The 22701-nt window shown below is 68.7% G+C and carries 18 protein-coding genes; 4 read left to right on the top strand and 14 right to left on the bottom strand.

The annotated features are described in order from the left end of the window. Positions 1–83: 83 nt before the first annotated feature. From RSO41_RS13150 to RSO41_RS13140, 3 genes are read right to left on the bottom strand one after another with little or no spacing between them, the layout of a single operon-like run. Positions 84–2348: an ATP-dependent DNA helicase gene (locus tag RSO41_RS13150; RefSeq protein WP_315619597.1), complete on the bottom strand. Its 2265-nt coding sequence runs from the start codon at positions 2346–2348 to the stop codon at positions 84–86. Then, positions 2345–4021, bottom strand: a complete 1677-nt coding sequence (locus RSO41_RS13145; RefSeq protein ID WP_315619596.1) for a VRR-NUC domain-containing protein — start codon at positions 4019–4021, stop codon at positions 2345–2347. The genes RSO41_RS13150 and RSO41_RS13145 overlap by 4 nt, the downstream gene beginning before the upstream one ends. 32 nt (positions 4022–4053) lie before the next feature. Next, complete coding sequence (locus tag RSO41_RS13140) at positions 4054–4581, bottom strand: retropepsin-like aspartic protease (protein ID WP_315619595.1); 528 nt, start codon at positions 4579–4581, stop codon at positions 4054–4056. A gap of 100 nt (positions 4582–4681) precedes the next feature. Between RSO41_RS13140 and RSO41_RS13135 the strand changes: the two genes are divergently transcribed. Next, a complete protein-coding gene (locus RSO41_RS13135) occupies positions 4682–5296 on the top strand; it encodes a flavin reductase family protein (RefSeq protein WP_315619594.1) in 615 nt (204 codons plus the stop codon). A gap of 58 nt (positions 5297–5354) precedes the next feature. Here the strand turns inward: RSO41_RS13135 and RSO41_RS13130 are convergent, their stop codons facing one another. The 3 genes from RSO41_RS13130 to RSO41_RS13120 all read right to left on the bottom strand — a co-directional run bounded on the left by RSO41_RS13130 (position 5355) and on the right by RSO41_RS13120 (position 10304). Next, entirely contained in the window at positions 5355–6710 is a 1356-nt protein-coding gene (locus tag RSO41_RS13130) for an MFS transporter (protein ID WP_315619593.1), read from the bottom strand. Between the two features lie 240 nt (positions 6711–6950). Beyond that, complete coding sequence (locus tag RSO41_RS13125) at positions 6951–8981, bottom strand: CocE/NonD family hydrolase (protein WP_315619592.1); 2031 nt, start codon at positions 8979–8981, stop codon at positions 6951–6953. Between the two features lie 15 nt (positions 8982–8996). Then, positions 8997–10304 carry an acetyl-CoA carboxylase biotin carboxylase subunit family protein gene (locus RSO41_RS13120; RefSeq protein ID WP_315619591.1) on the bottom strand — a complete coding sequence of 436 codons (1308 nt, stop codon included), beginning with the start codon at positions 10302–10304 and terminating at the stop codon, positions 8997–8999. A 113-nt stretch (positions 10305–10417) separates the two neighbouring features. Between RSO41_RS13120 and RSO41_RS13115 the strand changes: the two genes are divergently transcribed. Continuing rightward, the gene (locus tag RSO41_RS13115; protein ID WP_315619590.1) at positions 10418–10558 is read left to right on the top strand and encodes a hypothetical protein; all 141 of its coding nucleotides are present in this window, start codon (positions 10418–10420) and stop codon (positions 10556–10558) included. Further along, a complete protein-coding gene (locus tag RSO41_RS13110; RefSeq protein WP_315619589.1) occupies positions 10555–10842 on the top strand; it encodes a hypothetical protein in 288 nt (95 codons plus the stop codon). The genes RSO41_RS13115 and RSO41_RS13110 overlap by 4 nt, the downstream gene beginning before the upstream one ends. 179 nt (positions 10843–11021) lie before the next feature. Here the strand turns inward: RSO41_RS13110 and RSO41_RS13105 are convergent, their stop codons facing one another. Next, complete coding sequence (locus RSO41_RS13105) at positions 11022–12215, bottom strand: toxic anion resistance protein (RefSeq protein ID WP_315619588.1); 1194 nt, start codon at positions 12213–12215, stop codon at positions 11022–11024. Positions 12216–12247: 32 nt separating this feature from the next. Beyond that, a complete protein-coding gene (locus RSO41_RS13100; RefSeq protein ID WP_315619587.1) occupies positions 12248–13312 on the bottom strand; it encodes a cobyrinic acid a,c-diamide synthase in 1065 nt (354 codons plus the stop codon). 20 nt (positions 13313–13332) lie between these two features. Here RSO41_RS13100 and RSO41_RS13095 point away from each other — a divergent pair, with 20 nt between their 5' ends. Further along, complete coding sequence (locus RSO41_RS13095; RefSeq protein ID WP_315619586.1) at positions 13333–14160, top strand: helix-turn-helix transcriptional regulator; 828 nt, start codon at positions 13333–13335, stop codon at positions 14158–14160. A 48-nt stretch (positions 14161–14208) separates the two neighbouring features. Here RSO41_RS13095 and RSO41_RS13090 read toward each other — a convergent pair whose 3' ends face one another. From RSO41_RS13090 to RSO41_RS13065, 6 genes are all read right to left on the bottom strand, one after another. Further along, positions 14209–15432: an MFS transporter gene (locus RSO41_RS13090; protein WP_315619585.1), complete on the bottom strand. Its 1224-nt coding sequence runs from the start codon at positions 15430–15432 to the stop codon at positions 14209–14211. Positions 15433–15596: 164 nt separating this feature from the next. Next, entirely contained in the window at positions 15597–16715 is a 1119-nt protein-coding gene (gene aguA / locus RSO41_RS13085) for an agmatine deiminase (RefSeq protein WP_315619584.1), read from the bottom strand. A 70-nt stretch (positions 16716–16785) separates the two neighbouring features. Then, positions 16786–17697: a LysR substrate-binding domain-containing protein gene (locus RSO41_RS13080; RefSeq protein WP_315619583.1), complete on the bottom strand. Its 912-nt coding sequence runs from the start codon at positions 17695–17697 to the stop codon at positions 16786–16788. A gap of 195 nt (positions 17698–17892) precedes the next feature. After that, positions 17893–19788 (bottom strand): amidohydrolase, encoded by a 1896-nt coding sequence (locus RSO41_RS13075; protein WP_315619582.1) that lies wholly within the window; start codon positions 19786–19788, stop codon positions 17893–17895. A 34-nt stretch (positions 19789–19822) separates the two neighbouring features. After that, the gene (locus tag RSO41_RS13070) at positions 19823–21343 is read right to left on the bottom strand and encodes an aldehyde dehydrogenase (protein ID WP_315619581.1); all 1521 of its coding nucleotides are present in this window, start codon (positions 21341–21343) and stop codon (positions 19823–19825) included. Between the two features lie 15 nt (positions 21344–21358). Then, the gene (locus RSO41_RS13065; RefSeq protein WP_315619580.1) at positions 21359–22597 is read right to left on the bottom strand and encodes a M20 family metallo-hydrolase; all 1239 of its coding nucleotides are present in this window, start codon (positions 22595–22597) and stop codon (positions 21359–21361) included. Between the last annotated feature and the right edge of the window lie 104 nt (positions 22598–22701).

Raw genomic sequence — 22701 nt, 5'->3', positions numbered from 1 at the left:
CGTAGCTCGTAGCTCGTAGCTCGTAGCTCGTAGCTCGTAGCTCGTAGCTCGTAGCTCGTAGCTCGTAGCTCGTAGCTAAAAGCCTAGAGTCGCCACCAGTCCGGCAACAACCCCCGATTCTCGGCCCGCGCGAAGCGGTCATCCATGAGCACCACCACGCCCCGGTCGTCTGGGCCGCGGATCACTCGCCCGGCGGCCTGCACCACCTTGATCATCCCGGGCACCCGATAGGTGTAGTCGTCGCCACGCCCGAAGCGAGCCTGCAGGCGCTGCTTGAGCGCCTCGTTGATCGGGTCGAAGGGCGGCAGTCCCAGGGTGACGACGAAGGCTCCCACCAGTCGCTCGCCCGGCAGATCGATCCCCTCGGCGAAGGCGCCACCGAGCACCGCAAAGGCGATGCCGCGGCCGCCGGGCACGAAACCGGCCAGGAAGGCCTCGCGCTCCGCCTCGTCCATGCCACGCCGCTGGGCGCGCACCGGAATCTCGGGGCTGGCCTCGCGGAAGCGCGCCAGCGCCGCCTCCAGGTAGGCGAAGCTGCTGAAGAAGGCCAGATAGTGTCCAGGCCGCCGACGATACTGGCCGGCCAGTTCCTCGACGATCGGCGCCAGGGAGGCCTCGCGATCCTTGAGGCGGGTCGAGATATCGGCACGGCAACGCACCTCCAGCTGTTCAGCATCGAAGGGCGAGGCAACCCGCCGCACCACGCTGTCGGCCGGCAAGCCCAGCAGGTCGCGATGGTATTCGGGCGGACTCAGGGTCGCGGAGAACAGTACCGTCGAGTGTGCCGCCTCGAAGCGCGGCCCCAGAAAGTCCGCCGGCACCAGGTTGCGCACGCTCAATTCCGCCCGGCCACGGCCGTTACGCCGCAGTTCGCAAAGGGAGTGGTCGCCGAAGCGCTCTGCCAACCGGGTAAAAGTGAGCGCTTCGAACAGAAAGTCGCGCAGGGCCGGGTCGCCGCCTTCGGGGTGCTCGGCCAGATAATCGCCGACCGCCGAGACCGTCCGCTGCAGGGCGCCGAGCCAGCTATCGGGCACCGCCGGCAGGGCCTGCCACTCGGTGTCCGGCGTATCGCGCAACAAGGCTTGCCAGCGCCGGACCAGGCCGCCCAACGGTCGCTTCAGTGCCGGAGGCGCCTCGCGGTGCAGCCGGTTGAGTCGCGGCTGGGAGAGCCCGGCGCTGTACATGCCTCGCGCCCGCTCCACCAGGTTGTGGGCCTCGTCCACCAGCAGCGACAGACGCCAGTCGTCAGCCCGGGCGAGGCCATGCAGCAGCGCGCCGTCATCGAAGTAGTGATTGACGTCGCCGACCAGCACATCGCACCAACGCGCCAGTTCCTGGCCCAGATAGTAGGGACAGACATCATGCGTCAGCGCCAGCTCGCGCAGGCTCTCGCGATCCAGCCAGCCTCGCTCGACGGCGGCCCGGCGCGCCTCGGGCAACCGATCATAGAAGCCACGGGCCAGCGGGCAGGACTCGCCATGACAGGCACGATCCGGATACTCGCATGCCTTGTCCCGGGCCACCAGTTCCAGCACCCGCAACGGCAGGCGCGTCGCCCCCCAAGGCTCGGCGCCGAGCGCCGACAGGGCATCCAGCGCCAGCCGGCGCCCCGGCGTCTTCATGGTCAGAAAAGCCAGCCGGTCGATATGGTGACGCGGCATCGCCATCAGGGTGGGATACAGCGCCCCCAGGGTCTTGCCGATGCCGGTGGGCGCCTCGGCCAGCAGGCAGCGACCGCTCGCCGCGGCCCGGTAGGCGTCTTCGGCGAGCGCGCGCTGTCCTGGACGAAAGTCACCATGGGGAAAGGAGAGCCCGGCGAGTGCGTTGTCGCGGCGACCGCGATGCTCCGACTCGCACGCCGCCCAGGCCCGGAAGCGTCGACACAGCCCCGCCAGGAAATCGTGAAGCTCGCCGGCTTCGGCTTCCCGGGTTAACACCGTCTCGGTGCCGGTGACGATATCCAGATAGACCAGCGCCAGGGTCACCCGCGCCAGGCCCTCGGCCTCGCACAGCAGGGCACCATAGGCCGAGACCTGCGCCCAGTGCAGGGCTCGCTGGTTGGCGCCCATGCGCGAGAGGTCCCCACGATGCGTCTTGATCTCTTCGAGCCGTCGGCGGCGCGGATCGTAGCCGTCGGCGCGTCCACCAACGGTCAGGCCTTCGATTCGCCCCGACAGCGCCACTTCGGCCCGATAGCCTTCCTCCCGACGCGCGACCACCCGAGCATGGCCCTCGATGCCCTCGCGGGCGCTGGGCGCGGGCGTGAAGCGGTGGTCCAGGTCGCCCTCCCGGGCAGTGAACTCGCACAAGGCGCGTACCGCTACCCGATACCCCTCGCCCGTCGTCATGGCGCCTCCCGCCACGTCACATGACACACCGCCGCCGGGATGTCATGCGACCGGAAGAAGCTCAACCAGCGACGCTGATTGTCCTGCAGGCGGTCTCCCGGCCCCTTGACCTCGATCAATCGATAGCCCGGCACCTCGCCATCAGGCAGGAACTGGATCAGATCGGGCAACCCGGAACGATTCACCAGAGGGTCGGCCAGCAACCGCTCGAAGCAGGCGCGCAGATGCGTTGCCGGCAGGCGCGTCAGGGCAAGCTCGACCAGCGACAGCGGCAGCCGTTCCCAGTTAACGAAGGTCGCGGCCAGCCCCTGCTTGGCATGCCAGCGATCGAGGATGGTACGGCGGTAGTGCCCGTCGTCCAGCTCGACCAGGCAGGCGTCGAACCGGTCCCGGCGGCGTGCCACGAAGTCTTCGCGGCCCAGATCCGCCGGCCCGGACTGAAAAGGATGGAAAAAGGCCCCGGGCAGGGGCGCGAAGATCGCCTCCCAGCACAGCAGACCGAACAGCCCTGCGACCAAGGCATTTTCCACGAAATGGACCGGCGCTCCGGAGGTGGCCAGATGCTCGGCGACGGCAAGCTCCACCCCCTCGGCATGGGACGGCAATGTCAGGTCGAAGCGACTGGGCCGTGGCTCGGGCGCCTGGGGCGGCGGCGTCAACCCGAGCCGACGACACAGCCTAGGGCGCAGGCGCTCCAGGGCCTGGGCCTCGCGCTCGCCGACCGGGGCCGACCGCTCGAGCAGGGCATGCGCCAGCTCGTGCTCACCGCGCCGCTCCAGCAGGCGCAGCCGGCGAATGCGCCCCTCGCCGCTCCCCGCCTGTTCATAACAGGACAGGGCTGCATCGCCCTCTCCGCGACGCTCGGCTTCCCGCCCCAGGCGCACCAGCAAGCGTGCCCGGCGGCTCGCCAGCCAGGCGTTGCGCGGAGGAACATCCCCCAGCGACGCTCCAAGTGCCAGCGGACAGTCGCCCTCGTCGAGGCGCTCGCGCAGCCGATGGAGAGCGAGGTAATCATCGACTTCCTCGCGGCAACCGAACGCCCGCGAGCCTTCATCGAAGGGCACCGTCTCGAACTGCTGTACACCTAGCTCGGCCATCACGAATTCCGACCAGTCCTGGCGCATATTGCCGAAGAACATCAGACGCAGCCGGTCACACAACGCCATCATCGTCAGACGTACCAGTCGATCCGGTGCCTCGGGCCACCACTCGGTCAACGGCCGAGGCGTGACCAGCCGGGGTTCCAGTGCCTCACGCAGCGCCGCCTTGCTCGAAGAGCGCGGCAGGCCGGCGGCAGCGACCTCCTCGGCCAGCGCCTGGCGCAGCTCGGGCAGGCGCAACTGGCGAAACAGTTCGCCGACATCGCACTCAGGGTCGTCCTCGACGAAGCCGGCCGCGAGCAACGGCGCCAGCGCCTTCTCGACCGCGCCGATTTCGGCATACTCGAGGCGCGAGTGCCGAAAGAGCTCGCCTCGACGCATCACCATGCGCACCAGCAAGGCCCGGGAGGCCACCGGCAGCCGGGGAAAGGTCGCGAGAAAACCGCGCTCGGCGTCGTTCAACAGGTCGTCGTGCCGCGCGGCGACCCAGTCCAGCACGAACTGGAAGTTGGTCAGGTAATAGCGAGGGTCGTCGAGGGACGCCGAGGCACTCGTGGCAGAAGTACTGTTCATGCATACATGCTAACAGCTCGACGCAGCATGCCCTATCCCGAGGGCGTCCGAGACGGCGCCTCCAGGGTCATCCGATCCCCGCTGATCGCGATGTCGAAGCGTCCCAGATAGCTCATGCCCAACAGAGCCTTGTCGCCCAATCCCCCGCTGATGGAGCCGCGAACCTCCCGCGCCGTCAAACCACCCAGGCTGACCGTGTCGAGGGTGGTCAGATGGCCTCGCGCTCGCCCATTGGCGGTGGAGAACCAGGCCTCGCCCTGCCGCTCCAGGTCGAGCCGCTCGGCCAGGGTACCGGACACCGCCACATAAGTGGCACCGGTATCCAGCAGGAAGGGAACCGGCTCGCCATTGATGCGCCCGGTGGCCACGAAATGTCCCGAGGCGTTGCGCTCGAGGGTCAATGTCTCGCCGGCGTCCACATCGGCCAGATGGGCATTCGGATTCTCCCGACGCTCCAGCACACCCTGCAGCCACCAGGTGCCGAGCCCCAGCAACAATACCCAGAACAACAGCATCATGCCGAGGCCCATGCGTCGCACCCCGCCTTCCTGTTCGCTCATTCATCGCCCTCCCCTCGTCCGGTCGCGCCCATCATGACACTGGACGCCTGCCGGCGCCCATGCTGGGATAAGGCCTCCCGTTCATCATCAAGGAGCGACCATGAGCGACGCCCTGCTAACCGCCGATACCCTCGAGGCCGGCACCCTCTATCGGCTGCTTTCCGGCGCCATCGCGCCACGCCCCATCGCCTGGGTCGCCACCATCGATGCCGCAGGACACGCCAACCTGGCGCCCTTTTCGTTCTTCAACGTGGCCAGTGTCGACCCGCCCGTGCTGGCCTTCTCGCCGTTGCTGAACGGCGAGGGCAACGCCAAGGACACCCTGCGCAACCTCGACGAGGTGGCGGAATGCGTGGTGCACATCGGCGGCGAAGCGCTGGCCGAGCCTCTCAACGCTACCAGCGCCAGCCTGCCCCGTGGCGAGGACGAATTCGACCACGCCGGCCTGACCAAGGCGCCGCTGGGCGAGCTCCGGGTGCCGCGCATCGCCGAGGCCCCGATCGCTTTCGGCTGCCGGCTGCACGAGGTGATCCGCTTCGGTGACCGCCCCCTGGCCGGCAACCTGGTGCTCGCCGAGGTGGTAGCGGTCCATGCCGACCCGGGCGTCTGGAACGGCCGCCACGTGGACATCGAGGCCCTGCGCCCGATCGGTCGCCTCGCCGGCGCCGACTACAGCCGCACGACGGATCGGTTTGCCCTCGAACGGCCCAGGTAAGTTCAAGGCAGTACCGCACGCTACCAGCCGTCACGAGCGTAGCCGTCAATCGGTCTTCTTACCTGCCATTGCGGGCCTCCCAGTCCCTGGCCGCCTGCATGCCGCGGGACTGGCTCACGCCCAGGCAGATCAGGATGGCGACGATGAACAACGCCGCGCACAGCAGGATCGACGCCTGCAGGCCGACCACCGACTGCAGCAGGCCCAGGCCGATGATGCCAACGACGCCGGCCAGCTTGTTGGCCAACCCCCAAAAGCCGAAGAACTCGGCGGCCTTGCGACGCGGCGAGAACAGCCCCACCAGGGCGCGGCTGGCCGACTGGCTCGACCCCAGGCTGAGCCCCGCCAGGCAGCCGACCACCAGAAACAGGTGCTGCGCCTCCCAGCCAAGGCCAAACGCGGCATTGAGCCAGGTAGTGAGTGCCGGCGTGGCCCAGATCGCCAGGATCGCCGCCACCCACAGTGTCAGGGTGATCAGGTAGGTCACCCGGGTACCGATGCGGTCCTGGATGGCGCCGAAGCCGAGCGCGCCGGCGGCGGCGGTGATCTGCACGATGATGAACATGACATTGCGGATCGCGGCGTCCCAGCCGATCACCTGGGCGCCGTAAATGAAGGCGAAGGCGATGATGATGTAGACCCCGGCCATGGAGAACAGCAGCGACACCAGGAAGAGCCCCAGGTCGCGAAAGCGACGCAGCTCGTGCAGGGTCGTGGAGACCCGCTGCCAGGCGATCCGGTGATAGGGCACCCCCGGTGGCTGCGGCGTGCCGCGCTCGCGAAGCCACAGGAAGGTCGGGATGGCGGCGAGCAGGAAGAAGGCGGCGGCGAAGGGCCCCACCCAACGCACTCTATCGAAGTTCGCGGCGGTAGCCTCGCCCAGCACCACCAGGGTGAAGCCGGCGGCGAAGAGCCCGCCCACATAGCCCAGTGCCCAACCGAAGCCCGAGATGCGGCCCAGCGCCTCGGGCGGCCCCAGGTCGGGCAGGAAGGCGGCGATGAAGGACTCGCCCATCGAATAGGCGTAGTTGGACACCACGATCAACACCAGCCCCAGCACCACATAGCCGGGAGCCACGAAATAGAGCATGGCGGTGGCCCCGATGGTGGCCAGATAGCTGGCGAACAGGAAGCGCTTCTTCTCCGCCCGGTAGTCCATCACCGCACCGCACAATGGACCGGTGATCACCACCAGCAGGTAGCTGATCGAAAGCGCCAGGCTCCACAGGAAGTTGGCCAGCCGATAGTCGTCGCCGCGATCCCCGACGATCACCGTGGTGAAGAGTTCGCCGAACACCACGGTAATGATCAGCAGGGTGTAGGCCTGGTTGGCGAAGTCGAACATCGCCCAGCCCAGGATTTCCTTGCGCGAGGCCCAGGGCCTGGCGGGCACGTCGGCAGTCGTCACGCTCATGGGGGCATCCCTGTCGAGAAAGGGGCCAAGATAGCAGGCCGTCGCCCTACTCGACCATCGCCTTCCTGCACCAGCCAAGGCTTTCACAGTTAGCCGTGTACTCGGGGCTGACCCGGCGACAGGTCAACGAGGGGGCGCTGTGAACCCTTCCCTGGGCGCTACCGATTCCATCCCTGGAATAGGACCCCCTCTCCGACCTGTCCCCGGCGCCCCTCGCTACAGCCAGCAGCGATGACCCCGCTACACCAGATCTCGCGGAATCGTCTCGTCCCAGGTGCGAGCGAAGATGCGGGTCTCGCCTTCCCAGGCGTCCAGGGTGGCGCGCAGCCGGAAGTTGTCCGGGTCGCTGGTCATCAGGGTACGGGTCAGGGTGCGAACCTCCCAGTCGCCACGCTTGAAGCTGCGCTCCCATTCGGTCCAGCCGCTGATGCTGTCGTAGCTGCCGTAGGCGTAGCGGTAACGCTCGGTGACTCGGGCAGCGATCTCCAGGTCGATGTCGTCGAGCCGGTAGCGCCCCTCGTCGTTGATCACCTCGAGGGTGGTCTGGTCGTTGGCCAGATCGCGGATCACCCGCCAGCTCTCCTGGGTGGGCTGAATCAGGGTCTTGGCGATCGACGGCGCGCCCTCCGGCTCGGGGAAGGCCGGCAGGGCAGCCTCCTCCGCATGCCTCGGCGTGCGCACCGGCAGGATCAGCCGGCTACGCCCGGGGCACAGGGTCAGCGTGACCGGCCGCGGCGCCGGCCAGGCCAGCGGCCAGTAGCTGGTGGAGAGCGCCAGGCGGATGGCATGGCCGGCCGGAAACTGTTGGGCGATGTGCTTGAGCCCCACGGTCACCCGGTAGCGTCGGCCCGGCACCAACGGCTCGGGATGCTCGTCGCTGTCGCGATGGGTGAGGTTCAAGAGGCCGTAGGAAACCCGGGTGGCCTTGTCGTCCTCGGCGACATCGATCAGTCGCAGCGCCACCATGGCCACCGGCTGGTCGGCCTCCAGCTCGAGCTCGACGGTCGGCGCTCCGCAGATCTCGAGGGCCTCCTCGAGGCGCGGGGTCTGGAAGATCAGCGCGCCGCCGTCCTCGTCGCGCTGGTCATGAGGCAGGTCGGGGGGCGCGTTGTAGGAGCACCACTTGCCGGCGTAAAGCCCAACCGAGAGCGGCGAGCGGATGGCGAGCACGGCATCGTCGTCGTCCTCGTCCGGTGCCTCGGGCAGCAGGTCGTGGCCCACGGTGAGCTGGAAGGAGGCCTCGACGATGCGCGGCGACGGCCAGCTCGGCTCGGCCACCCACCGCCCGGGGCGCACCTCGTAGCGCGCCGAGGGCGGCACCGATTCCTGCATCCACACCCGCAGCATGGGCTCGTCCATGATGCCGGTGTCGCGGCCCTTGAGCCACTGGTCCCACCAGCGCAGCGACTCCTGGAGGAAGCCGATCGCCGGCCCCGGCACGCCCAGGTGCGGGTACTTGTGAGCCCAGGGGCCGACCAGCCCCTTGCGCGGCACCGTCAGGCCGGCCAGCAGCCGGAAGACGGCGTTGCAGTAACCGTCGGCCCAGCCGCTGATGGCGTAGACCGGGCAGCGAATGGCGGCGAAGTCCTCGCACACCGAACCGTGCCGCCAGTAGGCGTCGCGGCGCTGGTGCTCGAGCCACTGGGCCAGCCACAGCCCGCTGCCATCGAGGCGCTCGAGCCACATCTCCCGCCAGCGATCGCCGACCAGCGCCGGATCCGGCGGGCAGGCGTTGCCGTCGAACATGGTCGAGGCCCAGGACAGGTTGTCGCCCAGCAGGCAACCGCCCATGTGGTGGATGTCGTCGGCATAGCGATCATCGGTGGAGCACAGGGTGATCACCGCCTTGAGCGCCGGCGGGCCCAGGGCGGCGATCTGCAGGCCGTTGAAGCCGCCCCAGGAGATGCCCACCATGCCCACCTCGCCGCTGCACCAGGGCTGGGCGACCAGCCAGTCGATGATCGCCCCCCCATCGGCCAGCTCCTCGGGCAGGTACTCGTCGGTCAGCACGCCGTCGGACTCGCCGGTGCCGCGGATGTCGACCCGTACCCCGGCATAGCCGTGGCCGGCCCAGTAGGGATGGCTCTGGACGTCACGGGCGGCGGTGAGGTCCCGCTTGCGATAGGGCAAATACTCGAGGATCGCCGGCACCGGATGTTGCTCGGCATCCACCGGGCGCCAGATGCGCGCCGCCAGCCGGGTGCCGTCGGCCATGGGAATCCAGGTTTCCTCCTCCCGCACCGCGCGGGGAAAGTCGTCGACGATGCGCATCCCTGTCCTCCTTCCTCAGCCCACGACCTCATCGAACTCGAAGACCAGGCGCGCCGCCAGGCGGTCGTAGGCCTCGAGCAGCTGCTCCGCGTTGTCGGCCCCCATCCAGATATAGGCCAGCGCATAGCTGTAGCTGTCCTGCTCGGGCATCGTCGACAGGCGCTGCCCGGCGTCCACCTGCAGGGCAATCACGGTGCCCGGGAAGTCCGCCTCCAGGGCGGCGACTTCCGCGTCGCTCGGCACCCGGGTGGCCACGGCGTCGACGAAGAACACCCGGTAGAAGAACTTGGCCCCCACCGCGTAGTCGCCCCGGCGATGCGGCATGTCGGGGCGCCGCCCCAGCGCCAAGTCGATGGTGACCTGCTGGTTACTGACGCCGTCGACCTTCTCGAAGAGATCGCAGTGGGACTGGGAGATACGGGTATTGATCTCCAGCAGCCAGATGCGGTCCTGCACCTCGTCCCAGAAGTACTCGATGTTGAAGGCCGAGTTGTCGAAGCCGATGTGACGCATCACCGTGTCGGTGAGTTCGCGCATCTTGTCCTGGACGGCATCAGGCAGCCCGGACGGATAGCGGTAATGGAAGAAACTCAGCACCTGAGGGTAGCGCAGCGAGTCGACGATGCCGTAGCTGACCACCTCGCCCTCGAAGACATAACCCTCCACGGTACACTGCCAGCCGCCGATGATCTCCTCGGCCATGCAGAAGTGGCCGTCCACGGCGGCGATCTCGTCGGGCAGGCGGGCATGCTCGAGCACGGTGTTGAAGGGGTCGGCAATCAGGCCAATGTCCTCGCGCAGCTTCTCGATGGCGTGGTAGAAGTCTTCCGGCGTGTCGATGCGGAAGCCCAGCCGCGACCCCGAGGACTTGATCGGCTTGATGAAAAAGGGGAAGTAGAGCCCGGCCTCGCCGATATGGGTCAGGGCATCGTCGTCGAAGGGGTCGAAGGCCGTGAAGCCGGGAATGTAGTCGGGAATCACCTCCTTCTGTACCTTCCGGCTCCAGTACTTGTGCTCGCACTTGAGCAGGCTCGCAAGCGAGGGGGAACGGGTGCCGAAACGCTCGCAGAGGATCGGCAGCATGGTCGACACGGGGAAGTCCATGTAGCCGACGATGGCATCGACGTTGCCGTCGAAGGCCTCCAACTGCTCGGTCGCCTCCTCGAGCATGGCCGCGATGTCGAAGACCTCGGTGTCGTAGACCGCCGCGGGGGCGATGACCCCGTGGAAGCGGCAGCCGTCGGCGCCCCTCAAGTGTTCGAGTCGCTCCCGGTTGACGTCGTTGAGTCCTACCACGAAGACATTGCGCACTCCGCTATCCATGATCCCCCCTTGCGGCTTCGAGCCGCGTCACCGAAGCATCACGGCCCATCCCGGATGCCTTCGCGACGATGCGAGCATCGCTACCTGCAGCATAGTCCAGGGCGTGTCCTCCCATGACGACGCTCGCCCCTGGTGCGCTGAAACGCGATGCGTGCACGGCGTCGACCGAAGCCTTCAGCGGGCCATGGCGGGAACTCCTGCTGATCGACGGGATCGTCAAGAGAGAGCAGGACCATCATATGGAGGAGTCATGAATCAACGAGATGCCTTGATCGAGCGCTTGAAGGACAGCCTCGCCGACTGGAACGCCGAGATCGAAGCACTGGCCGAACGCGCGCGCCGAGCCGGTGACCGGACCAGCGAGCGCCATCAGGAAGACCTCGAGCGCCTGAAGGCGCAACGCGACGAGGCGCGTCGCCGACTCGACGAACTGCAGGCCTCCGGCGAGGAGGCCTGGGACGATATGCGTCAGGGTGCCGATGAAGCCTGGGAGCAGTTGCGGGAAGCGTGGAAGCGGGCCAGTTCACGCTTCAAGTGAGGGAAGCACTGCATAAATACCTGCTCCTGCAAATCGCTTCGTTACGCGGTGCTCGAAAGCTCGTCTAACCCTCGTTATGTCTCGCTTTCTGCGCTCCGGGCGCCTTGCGTGACCCACATGGATGTGGGAAATGCGATGGCCCGTCGGGAACGGGCCTAGCCTTTACTAGGCTCGGTAATTTATTCAGCGCTTCCTGAATCGGAAGCTCGGCGCGCCTCATCATCCGACTCACCCCGGTCCAGACGCTCGGTGGCCGAACGCCCTCGCTGCGCCAGGCCTTCCAGGCGCTCGATCTGTGACGCTAACTGCGGCAAGGCATCGCGACGATAGTGCGCCAGGTCGTCGATCGCGCCCATGACATCGCCGAAGGCGTTTTCCAGCGACTGCATGTCCAGGGTCGCCGAGGATGCCCGGGTCTGGATGTCCACGCCCTGCCGCTTCAGGGCCTCGGCGGTACCGGCGATGGTCTCGGAGGTAGCGGCATTGAGTGACTCGATGCGCTCCAGTACCAGTCGCTGGTTGGCCAGCGCCAGGGCCACCGTGGCTGCCACGCTGAGCGCCGAGACGGTGACGTTGATCGCCCGGTCCACACCTCGCATCAGTTCGCGGTTGTTGCGGATGATGACCTCGAGGGCCAGCACGCCCTGCTGACTGACCGCCTGCTGCTGCTGGAGATCGAGAATCCGCTGACGCAGGGGAAACAGCAACTCTTCCTCGACGAAACCACGTCGCTGCTCATCGAGCTCCGGCAGGGCATTTTCCAGGCGAGAGTCGATGGCACGCCCCAGCGCGACCTGGCGCTCCAGCTGGTCGAGCGTCTCGCGCAGGGCCTGCTGGTCATCGTTCAGGGTAATGTTGTCGCGCGCCAGCCGGTCGCGCCCCCCTTCCAGATCGGCGATGATGGCGTCGAGCGCCTGCTGGGCGGTCTCGAAGCGCTGGAAATAACGCTGCAGGCGCGTTCCCATGCCGGGAATCCAGCGTCGAAGACGATCCATCGGCCCCGGCTCCAGGCGATGGTGGCGTGGGTCCAGCGAGTTCATCCGGCCCCGCAAGTCCCCCAGCGCCTTGGCCACCGGCCCGCCATCTTCTCCTTCGCGGGCCAACTGATGCAGCGGCGTCTTGAGCATCTCACTCTGGTGGGCAGCCTGACGCTGAAGGTCGAGCCCCATCTCGTCTACCGCCCGGCGCTGCTCCGCGGCGTCACCGGCCTGGTCTCCCAGGATCTCCTCGACGAAGGCCTCGGCCGTCGCCTCGAGTTCCGGGTCCAGGGTCTCTCGATGCGTCGGCTCGTCATGCGCCAGCTCCTCGGCGATACGCTCCACCGGGGGCAGCGACAGGCGGCCACCCGGTTGGTCTTTGGAGGCATCCGTCATGGTGTTTCTCCCTTGTCAGCCAGGCCCTTTGGTCAATCGGATGGGCGCGACTGCTGCCGCTGCCCATAACGCTCGGCCCCCTCGATGAAGCGTCGCAACTCATCGCAGGCCCGCTCTGCGCCCAGGGCCGCCTTGGGCCGTCCGGTAACCACGCTGGACAGCCTCACTGCCGCATCGTCCAGTGCCGTCAGGGCCGCCTCGTTACGTGCCGCAAGACGGCGCAGGGCAATCTCGGTCTCCTCGAGCAAGGCCAGCCGTCGCCGCAGGGCTTCCGTCTCCTCGGCGGACAACCGCGCGGCGTCCTTGGCGAGTCGACGACGTACATAGTCGGCATCCATGCCTCGAATGCCCTTTGCCCGGTCGACCATGGCATCGAAATCGTCCACGGCTCCCAGGCTCACCTGACCGACCAGCGAACGAGCTCGCTCGAAGGCCAGTTCGCCGGGTTCGAAACGCGCTTCCAGGATCTCATGCACATGCCGATAACGACCATGGAGGCGGTCGACCCGGGAAGCCAGCTCCGGGCGATCAACGCCGAGCAGTTCCCCCTTGACGCGACACAGAGCCCGGACGATCTCGTCGGCGCCCACCGGCGGACGGGTCGGGTCGAGCTCGACGACGCCGGACTCGGAGCGTGCACGCTCACGACGCAATGCCACCTCGTGCCGGTGCTGCCGACGGCGCGAGCGCCAGCGACGCCAGCGACGCTCCAGAGGCAGCTCGACGGCGATGGCGACCAAGCCCGCCAGCCAGCCCCAGAGGCTGGGGCCGAAGCCACCCCACAACGATGTCAGCCACATCAGAAAGCTGATGAAGGGCAACACGGCACCATAGCGCACCAGCACGTGCCAGCGCTGCGGGGACTCGGTGGGCAGTGCCAGCCGTGGCTTCACCAGGCCGATCAGGCACCACGGCGGACAAGTGAGGAACAGGCCGTAGGCTGCCCCCTGCAGAAACTCCAGCATGGTGTCGTCGATCCTCCGCTGTTGCTCGTCCGGCCCCTTCATGATGCGGTGCCTAGCGCCGCTTAGCCACCCCGCATTGCAGGGCGGTTCACCGACCGCCTCCGTGATATGCTGCCAGATGCGGTTCATCATCCATCAGCACGGTTATCCTCGTGACTCCGACCGAGCATCTCGCCAATGCCGCCAGCCTGACCTGGCACCGTCACCTCGCCCGTCTGTTCCAGGCCGCCGCCGGCAGCGGCTTCCCGACCCTGCTGGAACAGACACTGCGCGAATTGGTCGGCTTCGATACCATCCTGATCAACACCTACAAGGGACAACGGCGACCGCTGCTGATTCACGACAATTATCCACCGACGCGCCGCGAACAGGGCATCGAACGCTACCTGAGCCAGGCCTACCTGCTGGACCCCTTCTTCAAGGCCGTTCACGACGGGCTGGAGAGCGGCGCGCATCGACTGCGTGAACTGGCGCCGGACCGCTTCGAGAGCAGCGATTACTATCACCACTATTATCGAGCCCTGGGGCTCACCGACGAAATCGGCCTTTTCGCCAGGGTCGATACCGACGTGGTGATGGTGGTCTCACTGGGATTTCGCGATGACGCGCCTCGGGTGACGCGGCGCGACATGCTGGCGCTGCGTCATATCGCGCCGGTGCTCGACGTCCTGCTCGGCGAGTACTGGAAGTGGCAGGAGCACCGTTTCCACCGGTGCCTGGCCGAACGCGAGCCGGTGGAAGAAGCCTTCGACAGCTTCGGCCAGGAGAGTCTGACGGCGCGCGAGCGAGAGATCGTGCGCCTGCTGCTGGCGGGCCATTCCACCAAGTCGGCGGCCCGCGAGCTCGACATCAGCGACGGCACCGTCAAGGTGCACCGCAAGCACATCTACCAGCGCCTCGAGGTCTCCAGCCAGTCGCAGCTGTTCCGGCTATTCCTCGACCACGTGGCACTGGTTTCCCGCCAGCAGACAGAACAGTAGGCGAGCCCCCTTGGGAGCTCGCTCGTTGTCACGATCATCTGCTAGCGACTACTCGGCGTCGGCCATCTCGGGCACCAGCCGGCGCAGCCGGGCGTAGACGACGGCGTAGAGGCACAGCGCCGCCAGCGACCCCACCGCGCCGAGCAGCATCACCGCGCCGTAGCCCAGCTCCCGGGCCAGCAGGAAGCCGGCGATCGCCGGGGCGGCGGTCTGGGCGAGCCCCTGGGCGGCCGGCACCAGGGCCGCATAGCGGCCCGAGGCGTCGATATGGCTCAGGGTGCCAAGCTGGAAGATGTCAGTGAACAGCCAGGCGATGCAGAAGCCGAAGGTGCCGATGACGAAGGTGGTCGCGGAGATCTCCACGGCCAGCAGCGCCAGCACCCCGGCCATGCCCACCAGTGCGGCCATCAGCACCCGCGACTGGCCGGCACGACGGCTCAGCCACACCGCCGCGACGCAGCCGGCCAGGGTAAAGACGTTGCCCAGGGTCAGCACGTTGGCGATGAAGGCATCCGTCAGCCCGGCGTCGACCCCGGCGCGCTCGATGAACGCCCAGAACGAGCCGATGGTGATATAGAAGCACGATACCGCCAGCAGGCAGCACCACGGCAGTAGACGCGGCAGGCGCGGGGCGGTGTCCGCTTCGCGCTCGCCGGTCGGTTTCTCGGCGCCGGACGGGGTGTGCGGATAGAGGCAGGGAATCACCGCCAGGCACAGCGCGAAGGCCACGCAGAAGGCCAGGAAGATGCCGTCGATGCCCCAGGTCCCGGTCAGGTGGGGAATGGTGTAGAGCTCGATGGCGTTGATCGCCACCAGGCCGAACATCATGATGCTGAAGTTGCGCCCGGTCTGGGTGGTGATGGCCAGGCAGGCGATGCCGGTGGAGTAGCAGATGCCGCCGCCGAAGCCCGCCAGCACGCGCATTGCCAGCAGGGGCTCATAGTCCTGGTACTGGGTCGACAAGTAGTTGCCGGCGATCGCCACCAAGATGCCGAACAGCGCCAGGTGGCGCCGATTGAGGCGCGACACCAGGGCGGCGGTGGCCAGCGAGGCCAGGAACATGCCGCCCAGGTCCGCCGAGGCCAGCCAGCCCACCTGCTGCTCGTCGAAGTGCAGGAAGTCGGCCCATGCCCCGACCATCAGCGGCATGCCCATGACCACGGCGTTGCCGACGAAGCTGATCGCCACGGCGGCGGCGATGGCCAGCGGATGGTCGACGCCGATGCGCGGGAGTCCCCGGGCCTCGCCCGGGACGGTGGTGGATTGTGTCATCGTGGATACCTCACTCGCTTGTTGGTTGTTGTCGAGTCGGTTCCGGCCGCAGGGGCCCCTGGGGCCCCGCACAGGCGGGGCACCGGCGGCCGCTGGGGCCGACTGTCGAGCTGGGGAATCAGGCCACGGCCGCCGCGCGAGGGGCGACGGCCGGGCGCGCCGGCTCAGCCGCCGGTCGGCGTCGGGGCGGCGTACTGGGGCATGGTGATGCAGGCGACGTTGCCGCCGCCGAGCAGGATCTCGCGGGAACCCTCGATGCCGACGATGCGGTGACGGGGGAACAGCTCGGCCAGGGTGGCCTGGGCGACGCGATCGTTGGGATCGCCGAACAGCGGCACCACGATCACCGAGTTGCCGGCGTAGTAGTTGATGTAGGAGGCGCAGATGCGGGTGCCGGCCTGGCGCGGGTGAGTGCCGTCGACCTGGTCCAGGCCCTCGGCTTCCTCGGCGGTCCACTCCAGGGCCCGCGGCTGGGGCATCTTGTGCACGGTGAGCTCGCGCCCACGGGCGTCGCGGGTGCTCTTCAACACCTCATAGGCCTCCTGGTAGATCTCCCACTGCGGGTCGTCCCGGTCGTCGGTCCACTGCAGCAGCACCTCGCCGGGGCGCACGAAGCAGGCCAGGTCGTCGATGTGGCCATCGGTCTCGTCGAACTTGCAGCCCCGCGGCAGCCAGATCACCCGCTCGGCGCCGAGGTAGTCCTCGAGATGCCGGGTCACCGCGTCCTTGCCCAGGTGGCCATTGCGGTTGCGGTTGAGCAGGCACTGCTCGGTGGTCAGCAGGGTGCCCTGGCCGTCTGACTGGATGCCGCCCATCTCGGCGATGAACGGCGCCCGGTAGCGGTCCAGCCCCTCGATCTCGAGCACCTTCCGGGCGATCTGATCGTCCTGGTCCCAGGGGAAGTACAGCCCGCCGTCGAGCCCGCCGTAGGCGTTGAACTCGAAGTCCACGCCGCGCACCTCGCCGGTCGCGTCGTTGACCAGGAAGCTCGGGCCGCTGTCGCGGAACCAACTGTCGTTGCAGGTCATCTCCACCACCCGCACCGAGGGCGGCAGCAGGCGCCGGGCGTTGGCGAACTGGGCGGCGGAGGCGCAGACGGTGACCGGCTCGCTCTCGGCGATGGCGGCGGCGATCCCGGCCCACACTCGCTGCGCCGGCTTGCCGCCGTTGCGCCACACGTCCGGGCGCTCCGGCCAGCCCAGCCAGCAGCCGGCCTTGGGTTCGAACTCGCCGGGCAGCCGGAAACCGTCGGCCTTGGGCAGGGAGGTCAGCAAGCGCGCCATGGAACACCTCGTTCTCGTTGTTGGGGTATTCCGATGCTAGGCCCGGCCTCTCGTGACACACCAACGACGATTATTGCGCCACCCTTGAATGGAATTCAGGGGTCTCGAGCAGCGCGACGCACCAGTCGATGAAGTGCGCGACCGCCGGCCGCTCGAGGCGCTGGCGGTCGCAGACCAGCGCGTACTGGCCGAGCGAGCCCACGCTGGCGGCGAAGGGGCGCACCAGCCGCCCTCGTGTCAGGTCCTCCGAGGCCGTCAGCGCATCGCCGAGCGCTACGCCCAGGCCGTTGGCGGCGGCTTCCAGGGCCAGGCCGGCGTGTTCGAAGTAGAGGTTGCGTCCGGCCCGGGCGTCGCCGGCGTGAGTGGCCAGCCAGGCGGCCCAGGTGCCGCCGTCCTGGTCGTCGTGCAGCAGCCGGCAGTGGGCCAGGTCCTCGGGTCGGGTCAGGCCGCCCGCATTGAACAGCCCCGGGCTGCACACCGGGAAGAAGTGCAGCGGCGGCAGGGGGCGCACGAAGAGCTCGTGGGCATCCGCCGGCCCGGCGCCGTAGATGATCGCCAGGTCGAGGTCGGGGCCAACGTCCTGGACGTCGTAGGCCCGGGCATGCAGGTGCAGGTCGATGTGCGGGTAGCGACGGCAGAAGTCGTCCAGGCGCCCCACCAGCCACTTCTGGGCCAGCTCGGCGGGCACGGCCACCTGCAGCGCGGCCTGGGTGTCCGGGGCGGCGATCGCCTCGCAGGCCTCGCCGACCCGCTCGAAGGCCTGCTGCAGGCTGTGCAGCAGGCGCCGGGCCTGGGGGGTGGGCTGCATGTGGCGCCCGCGGCGCACGAACAGCGTCGCCCCCAGTTGCTCCTCCAACTGGCGGACCTGGTGGCTGACGGCGCTGTCGGTGACGCACAGCTCCGCCGCGGCGCGGCCGAAGTGGGCATGGCGGGCGGCGCACTCGAAGGTGCGCAGCGCGGTCAACGAGGGCAATCGGCGCATGGCGGGAGCCTCCTCGGGCGCTCTCTCGACGGGGCTATCAGGATACGCGACTTCCGCCCGCCGCACGCCGATCTGCGAAGAACCAAAAAAAGCCGGCCCGAGGGCCGGCAAACGACGTGGAAAGCATTACCCAATGGCACGTCGATGAACTCGGAGGGCGCCGCTGGCGGCGCCCCCGACGATCGTGGGAACAGCCTAGGGCTGGAAGTCCTCGGCGCGATGAACGACGTCGCCGCCGACCATGGTCATCAGCACTTGGGTCTCGGAGATGTCCTCGGCCGGGATCTCGAACAGGTTCCGGTCGAGGACCAGCAGGTCGGCCAGCTTGCCGACTTCCAGCGAGCCGGTGACCTCGTCCTGGTGCATGGCGTAGGCGGCGTTGAGGGTGATGCCACGGATCGCCGCGTCCAGCGACAGGGCCTGCTGCTCGGCGTTGAGGTCGCCGGCATAGGCCGGGAACTCCGGCCCCCAGTCGGCCTCGCGCAGCACCGCCGCCTCGAGGGCGAACCAGTGGTCGAGCGGGTCCACCGGATAGTCGCTGCCGTAGGCGATCTTCGCGCCCGCCGCGGCGAGTTCGCCCTCCGGCTCGTAGCCGGCCCAGCGCTCGGCGCCGAGGTAGGGCTTCACCGCATCGGTGGAGTCCGGCGCCGGCTTGGCCCATTGGTAGGACATCACCGGCACCACCCCGAGCCCCTCGAAGCGCTCGTGATCGGCGGCGTCGACCAGCTCGGCGTGGGACATCAGCGGCCGCGAGTCGCCGCCCCGGTCGTAGCCGCTGGCCTGCGGCGCGGTGGCGTCGGCTTCCCGCAGCATGGCGAAGGCGTCCAGGGTGTTGCGCACCGCGCGGTCGCCGATGGCGTGGATCTGCGTCTGGTAGCCGCGCTCGGCGAACCGGGTCGCCATCTCGCCCAGGGTCTCGGCGTCGATGTAGGCCTCGCCACGGTTGTCCCCGGGCCGCCAGTCCGGTGCGTCCTCGCTGCCGGCGTTGACGCGATAGGGCTCGAGCAGCGCCGCGGTCTGGGTAGGCGCCTGCAGGATGCCGTCGGCCATCACCTCGCCGACGCCCGCTACCGAGACGCCGGGCTCGGCCACCAGGCGGGGGCCTTGTTGCTCGCCGGGCCGCCAGGCGCGTACCTGCAGCGGCAGCCGCTCGGGGCTCTCGACGGCCTCGCGGATGGCGTCGAGCTCGTCGATGAAGGCCGCCAGCTCGTCGCCGGTTCTGGCCCCGGAGTCGATCAGGAAGTGGGCCCGGGCGGTCAGGCCGTGGGCCTCGCGCAGCTCGGCGAAGGTCTCGACCGTGTCCCGCGATTCGCTCTGGGCCTGGAAGCTGGTGATGCCCTCCTCGGCCAGCACCGCCAGGCCGCGACGGGCCGCGTCGACGGGATCCAGCGGCGGCCGCTCCGGCATGGCCTCGTCCACCAGGAACTGGGCGTCGTCGTAGAGCCAGCCGTTCGGCCGGCCCCGGTCGTCGTGCTTGATGACCCCGCCCTGGGGGTCCGGGGTGTCGGCGTCGATGCCGGCCAGCTCGAGGGCCCGGGAGTTGGCCAGGGCCGCGTGGCCCCAGACGTCGTAGACGATGATCGGCCGCTCGGTGTCGATGGCGTCCAGCACTGCCTTGTCCACCTCGGTGCCGCGGGGCTTGAGGAACTGCACGTACCAGTGTTCGACCGTCAGCCAATCGTCTCGCTGGGTGCCGAAATCGGGATCGGCGAGGCAGCCCTCGAGGTGCGCGGTAAACTCGTCGACGCTCAGCGGCCGGTAGTCGAGGTCGCACTGGGCACGGCCGGCGGTGATGCCGTGGATATGGGCGTCCTGCAGCCCCGGCATCACCATCCTGCCGTCGAGGTCGATCACCCGGGTGTCCGGGCCGACGTAGGCGTCCACGCCGGCCTCGTCGCCGACGTAGACGATCTCCCCGTCGCGCACCGCCAGCGCCTCGGCGCTGGGGTGCTCGGCGTCGACGGTGTAGAGGCTGCCATCGCGCAGCACGGTATCGGCCGGCGACTGAGCCTCGGCGGCGGCACCGACGCTCAGGGTGGTCAGCGCGCCGGCCAGCAGGGCACGACTCGTCATCGAGGTCTTGTTGGGCATTGTTGTTGTCCTTCCGTTAGTGGATCACACCCTCTCAGGGCGCCAGGGTCATCCATACGCTCTTCAGATCGGAATACTCCTCCAGCGAGTGGTGGGACTTGTCGCGGCCGTTGCCCGACTGCTTGACGCCGCCGAAGGGCACCGTCTGGTCCATGTCCGCCCAGTTGTTGACGAACACCTGACCCGAGCGCAGCCGGCGGGTGACGCGCATGATGCGGTCGATGTCCTGGCTCCACAGCCCGGCCGCCAGGCCGTAGTCGCTGTCGTTGGCCAGCCGCACGGCCTCCTCCTCGCTGTCGAAGCCGAACACCGACAGCACCGGGCCGAAGATCTCCTCGCGGCCGATGGCCATGGCGTCGGTGACGCCGTCGAACACCGTCGGCGGGATAAACAACCCCTTGCCCTCGACCGCGGTGGCCTCACCGCCGACCCGCAGGGTCGCGCCCTCTTCCACGCCTCTACGGATATAGTCGAGCACCCGCTCGTGCTGGGCCTGGTCGACCATGGCGCCCATGAAACTCTCGGGGTCCAGCGGGTCGCCGGGCTGCATGCGCTCAGCGGCGGCCAGCACCTTGTCGACGAAGGCCTCGCGGATCGAATTCTCGACCAGCAGCCGCGAGCCGGCGATGCACACCTCGCCCTGGTTGTGGAAGATCGCTCCCGCGGCGTGCTCGGCGACCTTGTCGAGATCCTTGCAGTCGGCGAAGACCAGGTTCGGGCTCTTGCCACCGCACTCCAGGAACACCTTCTTGAGGTTCGACTGGCCGGCGTACTGCATCAGCTGCTTGCCGACCCCGGTGGAGCCGGTGAAGGCCAGGCAGTCGACGTCCATCGACAGCGCCAGCGCCTTGCCCACGGTGTGGCCGAAGCCCGGCAGCACCTGGAACACACCGCGCGGCAGGCCGGCCTCGCGGGCCAGGCCGGCCAGGCGCAGCGCCGACAGCGGCGACTTCTCGGAGGGCTTGAGGATCACGCTGTTGCCGGCGGCCAGCGCCGGGGCGATCTTCCAGGCGGTCATCATCAGCGGGAAGTTCCACGGCACGATGGAGGCCACCACACCGAGCGGCTCGCGCAGCACCAGGCCCAGGGCGTCATCGCCGGTGGGCGCGACCTCGCCGTAGAGCTTGTCGATGGACTCGGCGTGATGGCGCAGGCAGCCGATGGCGCCGGCCATGTCGCCCAGCGAGCTCGTCACCGGCTTGCCCATGTCCAGGGTGTCGAGCAGCGCCAGCTCGTGCTGGTGGGCCTCCATCAGCTCGGCGAGCTTGAGCAGCACGGCCTTGCGGCCGGCCGGAGAGCGCCGCGACCACTCGCCGCCGTCGAAGGCGCGCCGGGCGGCCGCCACCGCCGCCTCGGCGTCGGCGGCGTCGCAGCTCGCCACCTCGGCCAGCCGCTCGCCGGTGGCCGGATTGGTGGTGGTCAGGGTCGCGCCATCGGCGGCGTCGACGAAGGCATCGTCGAGATAGGCGCGGGTCTGGAGGCCTTGCTCGACCAGCGAGGCGGCCAGCGCCTGCCAGTCGTCGCGGGTCTGGGGAATGCGGCGATGTTCGGTCATAGAAGACTCCCGTGATCAGGCCGGACGGTCGGCGCGGGCGACCATGGCGTCGCACAGCACCTGGGCACCCAGGCTGCAGTGCTCCGGGGTGGCGTACTCCGCCTCGTTGTGGCTGATGCCGTCGCGGCAGGGAATGAAGATCATCGAGGTGGGGGCGACGCGGGACACGTAGACGGAATCATGCCCGGCGCCGCTCATCATGCGCCGATAGGGCACCGCCTGGGCCCGGGTCGCGGCCTCCACCGCGGCGATGCACTCGGGGGCGAACGTCACCACCGGCGAGGCCCAGATCCGCTGCTGCGACACCGCCACGCCGAAGGTCTCGCCGGCGGCGGCCAGCTCGCGCTCGAACAGCGCCTGGAGGGCGTCCAGCTCGGCTTCCACCACGTGGCGCAGGTCGACGGTGAGGCGCACCTCGCCGGGGATGACGTTGCGCGAGGCCGCCTCGATGTCCAGGCAGCCGCAGGTGACCTTGGTGTCGCCGCTGGCGTCGGCCAGGGCATGGGCCTGCAGGCGGTCGATCAGCCGCGCTGCCGCCGCCAGGGCGTCGTGGCGCAGCCGCATCGGCGTCGGGCCGGCATGGGCCGACTGGCCGGCGAAGGTGACGTCGAACCAGCGCATGCCTTGCACGCCGGTGACCACGCCCACGGATTCCCCGGCGTCCTCGAGCACCGGGCCCTGCTCGATGTGCAACTCGAAGAAGCCATCCAGCCGCGGCTCGCCCACCGGCAGGTCGCCGGCGAAGCCGCAGGCCTCCAGGGCCTCGCCGAGGGTCACCCCGTCGGCGTCGCGGCGGTTCAGGGTGTCCTCGACGGCGAATTCACCGGCGTAGGTGCCGGAGGCGACCATCGCCGGGGCAAAGCGGCTGCCCTCCTCGTTGGTCCACACCACCAGCTCGAGGGGGCGCTCGGTGACGATGCCCTGGTCGTGCAGGGTCCGGAACACCTCGAGCCCGGCCAGAACGCCGAGGATGCCGTCGAAGCGGCCGCCCTTGGGCTGGGTGTCCAGATGGCTGCCGGTGGCCACCGGCTCGAGGTCATCGCGCTTGCCGGCGCGGCGGATAAAGAGGTTGCCGACCCGGTCGACCCGCCAGGTGCAGCCGATCGCCTCGCACCAGTCGAGCAGCAGGCGCCGGCCGGCGGCGTCCTCGGGGGTCAGCGCCAGGCGGCAGCTGCCGCCGTTGGCGGTGGGGCCGATCTCGGCCATGGCCATCAGCGTATCCCACAGCCGCTGGCCGTCGATGGAAATCGTCATGGTGCGCCTCTCCGGTCGTTGTTCGGGCAGGGCAAGCATCGCTGTACATGTCGAGGGGCGCCGGGGACAGGTCATAGAGGAGGTCTTTTGCCAGGGATGGCAAA

Origin of the sequence: Halomonas sp. I1, from assembly GCF_032334135.1 — a bacterium.
Classification (GTDB): Bacteria; Pseudomonadota; Gammaproteobacteria; order Pseudomonadales; family Halomonadaceae; genus Halomonas.
The sequence above is the reverse complement of the archived record's forward strand: the minus strand, read 5'-3'. Positions and strand labels throughout refer to the sequence as shown.